General features: G+C 54.8%; 13 protein-coding genes. 9 read left to right on the top strand and 4 right to left on the bottom strand.

Annotation, left to right across the window (positions count from 1 at the left end; translation table 11 throughout):
* Positions 1–19 precede the first annotated feature (19 nt).
* Positions 20–1375 (bottom strand): amidase family protein, encoded by a 1356-nt coding sequence (locus tag C8E00_RS03400; protein ID WP_133694589.1) that lies wholly within the window; start codon positions 1373–1375, stop codon positions 20–22.
* Between the two features lie 49 nt (positions 1376–1424).
* On the bottom strand, positions 1425–2945 hold the full coding sequence (locus C8E00_RS03395; RefSeq protein ID WP_224113565.1) for an NCS1 family transporter: 1521 nt from the start codon (positions 2943–2945) through the stop codon (positions 1425–1427).
* A gap of 331 nt (positions 2946–3276) precedes the next feature.
* On the opposite strand from C8E00_RS03395, the gene C8E00_RS03390 reads away from it, so the two are divergent.
* From C8E00_RS03390 to C8E00_RS03365, 6 genes are all read left to right on the top strand, one after another.
* Complete coding sequence (locus C8E00_RS03390) at positions 3277–4335, top strand: GntR family transcriptional regulator (RefSeq protein WP_133694584.1); 1059 nt, start codon at positions 3277–3279, stop codon at positions 4333–4335.
* Positions 4336–4659: 324 nt separating this feature from the next.
* Positions 4660–5634: a polysaccharide deacetylase family protein gene (locus tag C8E00_RS03385; RefSeq protein ID WP_243833100.1), complete on the top strand. Its 975-nt coding sequence runs from the start codon at positions 4660–4662 to the stop codon at positions 5632–5634.
* A gap of 56 nt (positions 5635–5690) precedes the next feature.
* Entirely contained in the window at positions 5691–7052 is a 1362-nt protein-coding gene (locus C8E00_RS03380; protein ID WP_133694582.1) for an MFS transporter, read from the top strand.
* A complete protein-coding gene (locus C8E00_RS03375) occupies positions 7049–7837 on the top strand; it encodes an SDR family NAD(P)-dependent oxidoreductase (protein WP_133694579.1) in 789 nt (262 codons plus the stop codon). The genes C8E00_RS03380 and C8E00_RS03375 overlap by 4 nt, the downstream gene beginning before the upstream one ends.
* Positions 7838–7900: 63 nt before the next feature.
* Entirely contained in the window at positions 7901–8641 is a 741-nt protein-coding gene (locus C8E00_RS03370; protein WP_133694576.1) for an SDR family NAD(P)-dependent oxidoreductase, read from the top strand.
* Between the two features lie 18 nt (positions 8642–8659).
* Positions 8660–9466, top strand: coding sequence for a hypothetical protein (locus C8E00_RS03365; RefSeq protein WP_133694574.1), 807 nt, complete (start codon positions 8660–8662; stop codon positions 9464–9466).
* Positions 9467–9639: 173 nt separating this feature from the next.
* On the opposite strand, the gene C8E00_RS03360 is transcribed toward C8E00_RS03365, so the two are convergent.
* Positions 9640–10302, bottom strand: coding sequence for a substrate-binding domain-containing protein (locus C8E00_RS03360; RefSeq protein WP_243833099.1), 663 nt, complete (start codon positions 10300–10302; stop codon positions 9640–9642).
* A 162-nt stretch (positions 10303–10464) separates the two neighbouring features.
* On the opposite strand from C8E00_RS03360, the gene C8E00_RS03355 reads away from it, so the two are divergent.
* On the top strand, positions 10465–11181 hold the full coding sequence (locus tag C8E00_RS03355) for a helix-turn-helix transcriptional regulator (protein ID WP_133694569.1): 717 nt from the start codon (positions 10465–10467) through the stop codon (positions 11179–11181).
* A gap of 44 nt (positions 11182–11225) precedes the next feature.
* On the opposite strand, the gene C8E00_RS03350 is transcribed toward C8E00_RS03355, so the two are convergent.
* Complete coding sequence (locus C8E00_RS03350) at positions 11226–11825, bottom strand: acyl-homoserine-lactone synthase (RefSeq protein ID WP_133694567.1); 600 nt, start codon at positions 11823–11825, stop codon at positions 11226–11228.
* Positions 11826–11906: 81 nt separating this feature from the next.
* Between C8E00_RS03350 and C8E00_RS03345 the strand changes: the two genes are divergently transcribed.
* Both C8E00_RS03345 and C8E00_RS03340 read left to right on the top strand, forming a co-directional pair.
* Positions 11907–12422, top strand: a complete 516-nt coding sequence (locus tag C8E00_RS03345; RefSeq protein ID WP_133694564.1) for a hypothetical protein — start codon at positions 11907–11909, stop codon at positions 12420–12422.
* A gap of 10 nt (positions 12423–12432) precedes the next feature.
* Positions 12433–13968, top strand: a complete 1536-nt coding sequence (locus C8E00_RS03340) for an ATP-grasp domain-containing protein (protein WP_133694562.1) — start codon at positions 12433–12435, stop codon at positions 13966–13968.
* Positions 13969–14044: the final 76 nt, after the last annotated feature.

Genomic DNA, 14044 nt, shown 5'->3' with positions numbered 1-14044 from the left:
GAGGCGTCTTGTTGCCGAATTAATGATCAGCACCGAGGTATTCATCGGCCGCCAGTGCCACCCGCAAGAGAATTTCGTCTCCGCCACTGGGGGCACTGAGCTGAATGCTGGTGTGCTGCTGGTTTTCATCGACCCCGCTCGGCATCGCGATTGCCGGAGAGTCCAATAGGCTGGCCACCATGCTGAGACGTAGCGTGGCAAGATTGATCTTGGCAAAGTATTCAGAATCAGACTCCAGCGGGCTCAGGAACGGGGCGGCGTGTGCAACGGTAGGAGTGAGCAGAATCGCTCCCGCCAGCTCCTGGCGTAGGCGGTTCTGGAGCGCTTGGCGCTGGTGATAAAGTGTCACGACGCTATCTGGCGTCATGCTTCGCGCGGCCAACAGTCGTTGTCTCACCCGTGGGTCCATGCGGTCGGCCTCGTCACGCTCGAGGAGCCCCCGGTACTCGGTATAGGCTTCTGCTGCGCCCAGCCAGCCATGCCTCTGGATGAGGTTCAGTGTTTCGCCGATGCTGGCGATGGGGCGCCTGATCACATGAAAACCGGCCTGGGCCAGTCGCTCGGCGCTGTTTTCCAGATTTTGTCGTACCCCGGGCTCTAGGCGTTCGTCGTCGAGGCAGGTCGTGTCGAGCACGATCACCGTACGTCCGGGATCCGCCGGCTCCCGAGTCTGTACCTTCTTGCCGCGCAGGAGGTCGTCGATGGCCAGGCAGTCCGACAGGGACGGCGCGATCGCCCCAATGGTGTCGAGAGTCTCGGCGAGGGGTGTGACACCATGTCTGTCGTGACGCGGTTGGGAAGGGCGGTAGGAGACCAGGCCGTTGAAGGCGGCGGGAATGCGCAGCGACCCAGCGGTATCGGTCCCGATAGCGGCCGGGACGATACCCTTGGCTACGGCGACCGCCGAACCCGAACTCGAACCGCCGGGAACTCTGGGTTCCGATCCTGCCGGCGTGTGGTGCGGAGTGCCATAGTGCGGGTTCAGACCAAGGCCGGAGTAAGCCAGTTCGGTCAGGTTGGTCTTGCCGATACACACCATGCCGCTCCCCGAGGCATGACGAACCGCCGTGGCGTCGCGTGTGGCAGGCGTCTTGGCGAGTACCCGGCTGCCGGCGGTGGTCAGCGTGCCTGTGATATCGAATAGGTCCTTCCAGGCCAGTGGAACACCATCGAGGGGGCTCAGGGGGATGCCGAGTTGCCGGCGACGAGCAGCCGCCTCGGCTTCCGCCAGAGCGCGATCCGGCGTCAGCGAGATGAAAACCGCGTCGCTGGCCGTAGCCTCGTCCAGGCAGTGCTGTGTTAACGCCACCGGGTCGATGTCGCCGTACTGGATGGCTTGGCCAATGGCTAGGGCGGTGCGTGGAAAAGCATCCATAAGTTGTCTCCGGTCTTACGGGCGTTAGATGGTCGATATCCGCTAGTACTCAACGATCCTCACGCTTGAGCGCCGAGGCAGGAATGTCATCGGTAGTCAGGCGCTCGAAGCGTTGGTGCTCGGTATAGACCCAGTTGCGCCCTACGGATGTAGCCAGGAAGCGGTCATCGAAATCGGAGACTAGCTCTTCCTGAGGGTAGTGGCGAAGAATCCAAGTTTTCATTAGCACCAGATACACCACGAGAGCTGTCACGAAGCCAACGGCATAAGCGTATTCAAGAAACACCAAGGCCATGGTGCCGCCCACCACCCAGGCGATGATGCCGGCTGGATTGAAGCCGTTGGCAAAGCGGAACTGGCCTTTGGCTTCAAAGAGAGCGGGCACGTTGAGACGCCGGCGTCTCAAAAGATAATAATCCGCCACCATGATGCCACCGACGGCCGAGAGTACGGCGCCGTAGTAACTGAGGAACGTGAACAGATGGTTGAGGATCAACCAAGGCATTGAGGCGGTCCCGATCAGGCCTGCAATGACCAGTGCGACTGGATAGCTGATGCGTGGAGCCCCAGCATTGACGAACGTGAGTGCTGCGGGGATCAAATTGGCTGCGTTGTTGGTGGACCACTGAGCGAGAATCACCATCAGCAGTAGTGCGACCAGAGTCAGGCCTCCGCCCTGCCCCTGAATGACAGTAACTGGATTCCAGTCGCCTGCAGCGATGAAGGAAACCCCGCCAATCAGGGCGATCCAGGCTTGCGTGGCGGGCAGCGCCAGGAACTGGGCGACAAACACGTTGCGATTGCGAGTGAAGAAGTTTCGTTCACCACCGGGTGCACGCAGAAAGCGCGTCAGATTGGGGATGTCTACTGCTAGTGCCGACCAGAAGGCCATGTTGGCAAAGAACAATCCCAGAGCCGCGACGTCTTGGTCGCCCACGAAGGTCCAGATATTGATGCCCTGTGTTTCGGCCAGCACGTCGAGTGTGAAATACATCCACACCGAGATAGCCACGATGCAGGGGGCCGCTATGGAAGCCAGCATTTCCACGGCTCGAATGCCAAGCGCGGTGTTGGCGATCTGCACGATAGCGAACAGCGTGTACCACAAGATCCAGTTATCGAATCCCCACAGATATTCGACGATGCCGTTGAGAGCCAGCGCGCCGAGGTAGGTTTGTACGCCGAACCAGATCGCGGCGACGATACCGCGCGACACGGCGGGCAGGTGAGTGCCTTTGATACCGAAAGGAGCACGCAAGTAAACGGCGAAAGAGAGACCATGTTCTGTGCCGATATCTGCCGTTAGGCTCATGACGACACCCAGCACGAGGTTAGCGAAGAAAATGATGGCTACCACATGAAGTAGCGGCAAGCCGGCGACGCCACCAGCGCCAAGCTGAAAGGTCGCGATAATGACTGCCATGCCGATCCAGAGCCAGATAAAACCGAAGAAACCGATGGTTCGCTGGTTGAGCCAAACCGGCAAGATGGCGGCTTCGAGCAAGTGTTGACCAGCGCCGCTGCTTCCGACGGAGCTGCTGGAGTCGTGGATGTGTGATTGATGGGCCACTGCTGCGTTCCTCGAGATGTTGTGTGTTTGTTGTAAGGCGCCATCGTTCGGTAGCGAGGCCACCAGGTACGCCATTCGGAATTGTAGTATGGGTACAAAGATCATTTTTTGCCAAGGGATGATTGTCCTAGCTTTGTGATTCTGGGTTCTATGCTCTTTTCAAGTTTCTGTTTTATATAGAATTTTATTTTTATCCCGATATTATGACCCAAGAAAAATGACGAATGGTTCCACTGGTCGTTTTTCTTGATCTCGAAAGGATTGGGGGGAAGTGTCAAAATAGGTGGGCGGGCGTGATGGCTCGTCGTGCGTCGGGTGGGTCGAGTCAGACATGCGCGAGGTGCGAGTCGATGAGTTCAGGGAGGAGTGGGTGCTGGCCACTGCAGACAGTTCGAACAGGCGGCAGGAGGGGCGTGCTCCTCGTTATGTCATGATCCAGGAGACATTGCGCAAGGCTATACAGGCGCAGCGTCTTCCTTCCAATCAAATTCTACTCGAGGGGCCTATCGCGCGGCTGTTTGGTACCAGTCGAGGCCCCGTTCGCAAGGCACTGGAACTGTTGCATGAACAGGGGTTGATCAGCCGTTTTGAGGGGCGTGGCTTTCTGGCGACACCGGACCCCGAGTCGGTGAAGCCGGTGCGCGATCCCTTGACACCCGAAATGCTTGGCCTGGGAGTTGATGAGCGGCCTGTCGTGGACACTCGGTCGGCGGCTGATCGCATTTATGTCCAGGTGGAGGAGGCCGTGGCCACCTGCCTGGCCTTCGGCCACTTTCGCATCATCGAGACCGTGCTGAGTGAATATCACGGGGTCAGTCGTACCGTGGCCAGGGAGGTGCTGGGACGGCTGCGGAACCAGCGTCTGATCGAAAAGGATCGCCATTCGCACTGGTTGGCCGGTCCATTGACGGCTCAGGCGGTGGCTGACGACTATGAAATTCGCGTGCTGCTGGAGCCGGCGGCGCTCAAGGTTTCCGGTCCTCTTCTGGATCGCGCCGAACTCGAGGCGATGCGAGATGAGGTGCAACGCCTGATCGACCATCCAGAGCTTCAGAATGCCGCCGCCATCACTCGGCTGGAGCAGGATCTGCATCAGCGCTGCCTTCGACTTTATCCCAATCGCAAGGCTCGCGAGATGATCGCTCAGAGTCAGCTTCCCGTGATCGTCAACCGCATCTTCTTTCAGACGCTGGGTGTGCCACCAGACGAGCCGCTGTTGATGGAGCACAAGCTGGTTCTCGATCATTTGCTGTTCGGCGCCTTCGATGCAGCGGCCTCCAGTCTGCAGTCACATCTTCAGGCAGCTGCCGAGCGTTCCCGACGTAGGCTGAAGGTATTATCGGTCTTCCCCGAACCAAGCCTGCCCCCTTATCTGCTCAAGATTACCTGAGCCCCCTTGCGCTTCCCGCTTTTCCTCTTGGGCGCCCTTAGTGATGGGGCGCTTTGCCGTTGCTGCCCGCTGTAAGCATAAAAATGACTTTTGTGCCCAATTTCTAAAAGATGGCCTTCGTGGGAGGGCCTGCCTGCTTGCGTTACGTGGAAAAGCCGGATAAGCGTTTGTGCCATGTTCGAATTTTCACCTGCTTAGTCAACTATTTTTGCGTTTTTCATCCATTATTTTTCATTTTTTACAGTGTTTTTAACTGTAATTTTGTCAGAGGATGATAGAGCGGTGTTAAGAGGTAGTGATAGGGTTTCTTGACAAAAATGACCTTTGTATCCAGTCTTCAATAAGTCGACGGCCTCGACGGCTGTCGTCATCTGCACAAGCACCCCCTATCCAATACTCAACAACGAGGTGTTCAAGATGGCTAAGAAAGAGATCCTCTGCGCATTTGGCGTCGACGTCGATGCAGTAGCTGGTTGGCTCGGTTCCTACGGTGGCGAGGATTCGCCCGACGATATTTCCCGCGGTCTGTTCGCAGGTGAAGTCGGTGCGCCACGTCTTCTCAAGTTGTTCGAGCGCTATGGCCTCAAGACGACCTGGTTCATCCCCGGTCACAGCATCGAAACCTTCCCGGAGCAGATGAAAGCCGTCGTCGATGCTGGTCATGAAGTTGGCGTCCACGGCTATAGCCACGAAAATCCCATCGCCATGACCCGTGAGCAGGAGCGTGATGTGCTCGATTACAATATCGAGCTGGTGACCAACCTGTCCGGCAAGCGGCCCACCGGCTACGTGGCACCTTGGTGGGAATTCAGCCCGGTGACCAACGAGCTTCTTCTGGAGCGCGGCATCAAGTATGACCACAGCCTGATGCACAACGATTTCCATCCTTATTACGTGCGCGTAGGTGACTCTTGGACCAAGATCGATTATTCCAAGCCCGCCAAGGAGTGGATGAAGCCTCTGGTTCGAGGAGAGGAAACCGATTTGATCGAGATTCCTGCCAATTGGTATCTCGATGACCTGCCGCCAATGATGTTCATCAAGAAAGCGCCCAATAGTCATGGTTTTGTCAGTCCCCGCCACCTTGGCGAGATGTGGCAGGATCAGTTTGATTGGGTCTACCGCGAGAACGATTACGCGGTCTTCACCATTACCATTCATCCCGACGTATCGGGACGCCCTCAGGTGCTCATGATGCTCGAACGTCTTATCGAGCACATGCAAAGCCATGAAGGCGTGCGTTTCTGTACGTTTGATGAAATCGCCGATGATTTCGCCGAGCGTAACCCGAAGAAATAACCCTTGAATCTTTTCTGAATCACCATACAACGACAATCGAAAAGAGGGTGAAGTCGATGGCCGAGCCAACTTCAAGTGTTCCTTCACAAGGGCTTCGCGGCAGTGCCGATGAGCCATGGAATAGAGTTATCACCAAGAAACAGATCGGCTATGCCTCATTGGTCTGCTTCGTTGCTTGGGTGGCGTCGGTCTACGACTACACCCTGTTTGGTACGTTGTTGCCTGTCATTGCCGACGACTTTGGCTGGAGTACGGCTAAGGCTACAGCGGTCAATACCTGGGCAACCATTGGGGTATTTGTCGTGTCGCTGGTGGTCGGCACTATGCTCGACCACTTCGGGCGCAAGAAGTCTCTGATTCTGTTGGTGATCGGTGGGGCGGTCAGTTCCGGGTTGTCTGGGATTGCCATTGGCGCTGCTTCGCTGGTCATCATCAGGGCCTTTTCCGGCTTCGCGGTTTCCGAGGAAGTGGTCAATGCCGTTTATCTCAACGAGATCTACAAGAAAGCTAAAGGGCGCGGTTTCATGTACAGCCTGGTCCAGAGTGGCTGGCCGGTTGGAGCCTTGTGCGCTGCGGGGATGACTTCCCTGTTGCTACCCGTGGTGGGTTGGCGTGGCAGTTTTTTCGTTGCTGCTTGCGCCTCGATCATCGTCATCGTGATGGCATTGAAACTTCCTGAGTCGCCGGTATTCGCGGCGATGAAGGAAGTTGAGCGTCGCCGTAAGTCTGGGGATGCCGAAGGCGCCGCGAAGTTGGCTGCCGAGCACGATGTCGAGGTCAATACCGGTAATAACCTGGGTCTGAAAGGGGTGCTGGCGCCGGAGCTGCGTCGTCATACCATTTCCTTGTCGCTGGTCTGGTTGTTTAGCTGGATGGCGATTCAGGTCTTTGCTGTCTTGGGAACGACGGTGCTGGTGGAGGCTAAGGGCGTCAGTTTCGAAAGCTCCCTGTACGTACTGATCCTTGCCAACGCTGTGGGCTTCGTGGGTTACCTGTCCCACGGCTGGGTAGGCGACCGCATTGGCCGCCGCAACACGGTGTTGATGGGCTTTCTGCTTGGCGGTGCAGCGAGTCTCTTGATGCTGCTTGGCCCTGCTAGCGATGGTTTTGTCTATCTGATGTATGCCATCACGCTGTTCTTCTTGTTAGGGCCGTTCGCCGCCATCCTCTTCTATATGGGAGAGTCCTTCCCGGCTCATGTTCGAGGTACTGGAGCCAATGTGGCGCATGTGATGGCACCGGTAGGGGCCATCGTGGGATCGGGACTGGTCTCCATGCTTTTGACGATGGGGCTCACCATGACTTGGGCAGCCATTATCGCTGGCTCTCTGCCGTTGCTCCTGAGTGGGCTTTTGATGTTCGGCACCCGGCATGTAGACCATCGTCAGCACGATGAAATTAAGGAGGCCATGGCATGAATGAGTTGACACGAGACGACGGCCTGGCGGGCAAGGTCGCAATCATTTCCGGTGCGGCTAGCGGGATTGGCCAGTCCTTGGCAGTCAGCTATGCCCGGGCCGGGGTCAAGGTGGTGGCGGGATATTATCCCGGCGATCCACACGACGTAGAGGAAACCGTAACAGCGGTGAGCAAGGCGGGAGGAGAATGCGTGGCCGTGGCAGTGGACGTGCGTAATGGCGATCAGTGTGATGCCTTCGCGCGGGCGGCCATCGATCACTTCGGTCGTCTGGATGTTGCTGTGGCTGCGGCGGGTATCCTTCGTCAGGCCTCCCTGGAGGAAATGTCGGATGAAAATTGGGACGACATGCTGTCGGTGGATCTCTCTGGCGTAATGCGTCTGCTTCGGAGTGCCGCTAGCTCGATGACGGGACCTGGGGCCATGGTGGCAGTTTCCTCCATAGCTGGTGGTGTCTATGGCTGGAATGATCACGCTCACTACGCGGCGGCCAAGAGTGGTCTTATGGGGTTGGTGAGATCTCTGGCAGTGGAGCTGGCTCCCCGCGGGATACGTGTCAATACCCTGATACCAGGGCTGATCGAGACCCCGCAGTCGCTTGATCCGGTCAACTCGTTAGGCCCCGATGGCTTGGCATCTGCTGGTGAGAAAATTCCAGCGGGGCGTGTGGGGCGTGCCGAGGAAGTCGCGCGCACCATACGGTTCCTCACCAGTGACGATGCGTCATACGTGACCGGACAGCAATTGATTGTCGATGGCGGGCTCACCGTACGTTGGCCGAGCTGAACGCTTGATAAGGGAGGCGAGGCGGTCGTCTCGCCTCCGGCTCTTACGAGACGGGATAATCTCATGACACAAAAACTCCAGGGAAAAGTCGCCCTCGTGGTAGGTGGCGCCAGTGGTATCGGCCGTGCCATCGCTGAATGTTTCCATGCCGAAGGAGCAACGGTTGCTCTGGCTGATTTCAATCTCGAGGCTTGCCGCCAGGTAGCCGATCATCTCGGGGCTCGTGTCACGACGCATGGCGTGGACGTGTCTGACGAGGAAGCGGTAAAAGTCATGGTGGGCGATGTTGTGAAGTCCCATCGAACTATCGATGTGCTGGTCAATTGTGCCGGTATCCTGGATGAGACCCCCTTGCTGGAGATGTCCACCGAGACCTTCGACCGCATGATCGGCATCAACTTGCGGGGTGTCTTTCTGGTTAGCCGTCAGGTCGCGCCCCACATGGCCGAGCGCAGGCGTGGGCGGATCATCAACATTTCATCACAGTTGGCGTTGAAGGGGGGCGTCGGGCTTGCCCATTACTGCTCAGCGAAAGCTGGAGTGCTGGGGCTGACCAAGGCCATGGCCCACGAACTGGCACCTTTCGGGGTGCTGACCAATGCCATCGCCCCCGGGCCGATCCTGACGCCGATGCTGGAGGGGCTGAGCCCGCAGTGGATCGCCGACAAGGAGGCCGAGCTGCCGCTGGGTCGCTTCGGCAAGGCCGAAGAAGTAGCTCCAACGGCCCTGATGCTGGCCGCCTCGCCAGACGGCGATCTCTATGTCGGGCAAACTCTCGGGCCCAATAGTGGCGACGTGATGTAGTCGGTCGGGAGCGCGGCGATGCTGGGTCTGTTGTTCGTCAAGTGGTTTTCCACTGCTCTGATAGTGGTCGGCGTATCCATGGCAGTAGTGAGGTTAGGTCCTCGCCTGGGTGGTGTTCTGGCTGGTACCCCCATTGTGCTGGGGCCGGGATATTTCTTCATGCTGAATGAGCAGCCTCCGGCTTTTGTCGCCGAAGCGGCATTGGGATCGCTGCACGCCATGCTGGCGACTTTGACGTTCTGTCTGTGCTATGTGCTGTTGGCTGGCTGGTTCGGCGCTTGGGGCAGTGTTGCCCTGGCGATGGTCGTCTGGCTGCCGGTGGCCGCGGCCGCTGCGTCATTGCCGGGGGGAGTGGCATTGGGATTGGCTGCGTTCCTGCTCGCCATGCCATTGGCGCTACGTTTGATGCGTTCCTTGGGCCTCGCTCGCGACACGGTATCGGAATCGCCACGTTGGAGTGATTTGCTGATGCGTGGCACGCTCGCTGGAGTTATCGTCTGCCTGGCCACCGTGGTGTTGGACACCATCGCGCCCGCCGTCTCCGGCGTCGCCCTGAGCTTTCCCATCAGCATGTTGACTATTGCCTTGACGCTGCACCAGCGCCACGGGGCCGGCGTGGCCCGCGCCACCCTGGCCGATACCCAGCTCGGGATGCTTAGCCTAGTGGCCTTTAGTACCGTGATGGCAGCCTGTGTCGAGTCTCTTCCTCCGGCGCTCGTCTTCGTGCTCGCCTTGGTCGCCTCTCTTCTTGTCAGCGCTCTGTTGTGGTTTCTCCCTCGGTGGCTGCCGGTCACCGCATCCCGGGATGATCCTGGCTTGCTGTGATCGGGACATAAGACTGATAGGGAAATTCATCCCGGATAATCACTTTTGAGCGTGGTTTCATGGCAGGTGTTGCTCAAAAAGTTCTGGTCGTGTTCACGACCCCCTTCTCCAAGCTTGCCATAGCCACCATGGGGGAAAGCGCTCCATACGCTTCCCCTTAGCAGTTCCTGCCTTTACGGATATCTCACCGATGAAGCCCTTGGTATCAGGCTGGGCATGGCGCGCCGGATACAGTCTGCTCCGGGGGGCCTTTCGCTGAACAGCAACTCGACGGCCTGGTGGGCGACATAATCGAAGGGGATGTGAACCGACGTCAGCGAAACCGGCAGGCGACTCGCCACCGGTATGTCGTTGTAACCGACCAGTGAGAGCGAGGCGCCGATGCTGATGTCGAGACGATGCGCGGCAGCCATGACCCCGATGGCCAAGTTGTCATTGACTGCAAAAATCGCCGAGGGGCGCTCCTCTTGGGAGAGGATTTGGTATCCCGCCGTTTCCCCTGATTCGATCCCGAAACCGGACTCCATGACCCACTCTTCACGCACGGGAATCCCGGCTTCGTGCATGGCGCGGCGATAGCCTTCTTGCCGGTCCCGGGCGCTGGAGGTAAAGCTTGGCCCCGCGACCAGGCCGATATCGCGATGGCCGAGATCGAGTAAATGACGAGTGGCGAGATATCCCCCCTGAATATCGTCCCCCAATGAAGAAGGGCTGATCCCGTCGGTGCGCAACACCAGCGAGTGCGACACACCCTGATCGCGCAAGCGCGAGGGTAACTGATCATCGAGCCGGCTGGTCGCCAGGATCAAGCCGTCTACGCTCCTGCTGCAAGCCATGGCCCGCGTTGGGCATGCCGGTGGGGGCACGGAGCAGAGGATAGAGTTGTCCATATAATGGACTTTGAATGTTAAATCAGCTAATATTGACGTGGGTTATGCGTCAAATTGCATAAGTGTTGAAATCAAAGCTTAGCGATATTTAAATATCAAGGCTCTAGAATGACAACCGATGTTACGCAAGCTCTATTAGAAGGTCTTATAAATAAAAGAACAAAAGACCAGTACATCTGTTTCCTGGGCGAAGTGATGGAGTATGTCGGGATTGAAAAGTATGCATATGCATATGTGCCATTTGAAATTGCTGAGGCTAGCAATATCACGGTGATTGGTAATTATGACCAGCAATGGGTAAGAAAGTACAAGAAAGAAGGTTATCATCATATTGATCCTGTTATGAGGTATTCCAGCAGAACATCAGAAGATTTTTTTTGGGATGACATCCCGGTTGAGAAAATAACTTACGACAGGATTGTATATGAAGAGAGTGCCAAATATGGTATTGAGCAAGGTTTCACTATACCTATGCACGATGCCGGCCTTGCATTTAGCACGATAAACCTTGCAGCTGATGGCGATGATGGTGATTTTCCTGGTAAAATTAGCCGTAATCTTCCAGTGCTAAAACTTGTGACAGCCTATGCTCATCAATATCTACAGGCAGAGAAAAGCTGCCATTTGCTAAGCGTTCTCTCCCCCCAAGAGAAGAAGTGTCTTGCTTGGATTGCAAGTGGAAAAACTTATGAAGAAACTGGTATAATAATGTCAATTAAAGAAAGAACCGTAAAGTTTCATGTAAAAAACTGTATGGAAAAGCTTGACTGCGTCAACATTAAGCAGGTTGTGGCCCGTGCCGTCAGGCTTGGGATATTGGAATGAAAAGGACTATTACCATAAGCAAGCTAGTTGGTGTTGGCTGTATTTTAATCTTTTATAATATGTGACAGTCTGTTTAGCTGCTCAAGGTTACAGGGCAGAAAACAATAGAAGGTAGCTTCGTTTCGACTTCCAGTTCCCTCGTTGAGTAATACTAGATGCCAGTCGGATCTACACAGTATTCTATGCATTGCTTTATCAATTACAATTTTATAATTGTCGATTCCATATGTGAGGCCATGCTCGACCATCGCATGGAAAATAGAGACTGTTCGTATATCTAATTCTTTCCTCTTACGGTGGGCGTGCATATTGGAATTGATGCAAAAACGGCTCGCCTCCCAAATATTCATATCGGCGGTACCGTTCAGGGAAAAAGATAAGCCGAATTGTTCACGCGTGAAGTTTCTGCACTGGCTTGGCCTTAATCGAACGGTAGCGGTACATCTGCTATCCTGCGCTAGCAAAATATAAAAAGAATCTTCATCATCGTAGCTGTCGAGCTCATCCCCCCCGCCTGAATAGCTATCTATATCCCAGTTCCGGCTATCAATAAATGAGGCTTTGCGAAGTGCAAACATTTCTTGTATGAGAGGGGGCGGTAACGAAGCCTTATAGCCCTTATAGGTTTCTATGTAATTAGTCACGGCTTCCTCTCCTAGCCTAGCGTTGGAGAAATATTATAGTTAACACATGTTTCTCAAGCCGTTACCTGTCCTAAGGGACAGGTGCTATCGCTCGCCCCGTATGCCATGGTTGAGTTGAAATATATGGCCTGCGGGTTAGCTATCACCCTTCCCGCGCAACTCAATCGTTCAGTAGAAGACTTGCCGGAACTGTTGGAAACCGGCGTCAAGCTACGGCTGGTCAAGGGAGTCTACAGCGAACCCCCGGAGACCTCCCTGGTCAGGGGCTATCCATTGGACGAACGCTATCTTGCAATGGTCGAGCAGATTGTAGAGCACGGATCGAGGGTGGCTTGCGCGACTCAGGACCCGCGCATTATCAATGCCCTAAGGGAAAGGGGTCTCATAGATTGTATTGAGGAAGTGGAAATGCTCCATGGTGTGAATAGCAGAATTATGCGTGCCTTACGGGACCAAGGCATCAACACTCGTATCACCTGCGTATACGGAAGTAACTGGTACCTTCACTTTCTTCACCGTCTTTCCGAGAACCCGGAAAATGTAATACTGGCGCTTGCTGATTTTCATAATCCGGAAAATATCAGTTACAAGTATTAAGGACAAAACTATGGACCAGCCTTTCTTCGTTCTTGTTGATGCCTACTCCACCGGCAACTATCTTCCACATGCATTCCATGACATTAATGCAACGGTCGTGCATGTGCAGTCGACCCCCGAATTGCTACCGACAATGTTGGCCCCTGACCTCGAAAACTTCGAAGCTAATATTGTGCATAGGAGTATTGCTAGCACCTGCGAAGAACTTCGTCATTTCAAACCTTTGGCAGTTCTGGCCGGACAGGAATCTGGAGTTAATCTAGCTGACGCACTTTCAGAAGCGATGGGACTGATGACTAATGGGGTCCATCTCAGCTCGGCCCGGCGTAACAAATACCTCATGATTGAGCGATTGCGAAGATTTGGCGTTCGCACCGCTCAGCAACTGAAGACGACTAGTGTGGCAGAAGCCAGGAAATGGGTGGGTGAGCTTGGCGATAAGGCCTATGTGGTCAAACCTCTGAGTTCAGCTTCTACGGACAGCGTTTTTATCTGCAGCCAAGTGAGCGAGCTCGATCAAGCATTCGAATATATCCTTTCCTCAAGGGATATTTTTGGACACTCAAACACTGAAGTGCTAGTGCAGAGTTACCTAGCAGGTACAGAGTATATTGTGGACACGGTTTCTAGCTGTGGCCATCACTACATCTGTGGAACCTGGCGTTACCAGAAGATTGACCTCCCCAATGGTAAGAGAATCTATGACAAAGATATATTGGTTTCACACGAAGAACCAGTCGCAGGAGAGCTTGCGGACTATGTCCGATCCGTACTTGATTGTTTGAACATTTTCCATGGGCCATCGCATGCTGAAATAATCATGACAGATACAGGTCCCACGTTGGTGGAAATCGGTGCTCGGCTCAACGGGAATATGCATCCCCAGTATCATGATCAGTGCTTAGGACACAACCAAGCGTATCTAACCGCGCTGGCCTATGCTTCGCCTATCCGGTTTGTCGAGGAATATGGTGGCCAGTCATACCGGCTAAGAATGCCTGCAGTGGTAATGAATACCGCGACCTTGCAGGAAGGTACGATTAAAGGATTTAATCAGCATGCGATAGATCAAATAAGAAAGCTTGATAGCGTTTACTCGTTAAGCGTCAAGTATCCTATTGGGAAGTCGCTCAAGCCTACCGAGGATCTCCTCAGCAGCCCGTTGCGAGTATTCCTGACCGGTAGTACCTATGAGCAAATATTCCAAGATTGTGAAAAAATTGAGAAAAAAAAGACGAAGTTTATACTCTCCATGCTTAGACAATCTTTCCAGCTGGTTCGCTCACTGAACCCACAATTGCGAGTGCTTTTCGTGGCTACCTTGATTTATAGGGTGTCCACCATGGCTTTTCCTTTTCTATCAGCGTGGCTATATGCGAAAGAAGGATTACCTGCCTATCAAGTGGGAGTTATTGTCGGGGCCTTCGGGATAGGTGCGCTAGTAAGTGATCTCCTTATTTCGCCAATTCTCAGGATAATGAGTGCAAGTCAAGCGATCAAGATCGGCTTGTGTATTTATGCCATAGTTCTTGGCCGCAAATTCTGAGTGCAACACCTGACCAAACCGGTAAGGTGTTGACCCCATGTCATATTCTGAACTCTGCATCGAAGAACGTGCCACG

It is taken from the genome of Chromohalobacter marismortui, assembly GCF_004364315.1.
Lineage (GTDB): Bacteria > Pseudomonadota > Gammaproteobacteria > Pseudomonadales > Halomonadaceae > Chromohalobacter > Chromohalobacter marismortui.
The sequence above is the reverse complement of the archived record's forward strand: the minus strand, read 5'-3'. Positions and strand labels throughout refer to the sequence as shown.

Bases quoted from the DNA above. Each gene is read 5' to 3' on its own strand.
- C8E00_RS03400 (WP_133694589.1), bottom strand. From the start codon at position 1,375: ATGGATGCTTTTCCACGCACCGCCCTAGCCATTGGCCAAGCCATCCAG.
- C8E00_RS03390 (WP_133694584.1), top strand. From the start codon at position 3,277: ATGCGCGAGGTGCGAGTCGATGAGTTCAGGGAGGAGTGGGTGCTGGCC.
- C8E00_RS03380 (WP_133694582.1), top strand. From the start codon at position 5,691: ATGGCCGAGCCAACTTCAAGTGTTCCTTCACAAGGGCTTCGCGGCAGT.
- C8E00_RS03375 (WP_133694579.1), top strand. From the start codon at position 7,049: ATGAATGAGTTGACACGAGACGACGGCCTGGCGGGCAAGGTCGCAATC.
- C8E00_RS03370 (WP_133694576.1), top strand. From the start codon at position 7,901: ATGACACAAAAACTCCAGGGAAAAGTCGCCCTCGTGGTAGGTGGCGCC.
- C8E00_RS03365 (WP_133694574.1), top strand. From the start codon at position 8,660: ATGCTGGGTCTGTTGTTCGTCAAGTGGTTTTCCACTGCTCTGATAGTG.
- C8E00_RS03360 (WP_243833099.1), bottom strand. From the start codon at position 10,302: ATGGCTTGCAGCAGGAGCGTAGACGGCTTGATCCTGGCGACCAGCCGG.
- C8E00_RS03355 (WP_133694569.1), top strand. From the start codon at position 10,465: ATGACAACCGATGTTACGCAAGCTCTATTAGAAGGTCTTATAAATAAA.
- C8E00_RS03340 (WP_133694562.1), top strand. From the start codon at position 12,433: ATGGACCAGCCTTTCTTCGTTCTTGTTGATGCCTACTCCACCGGCAAC.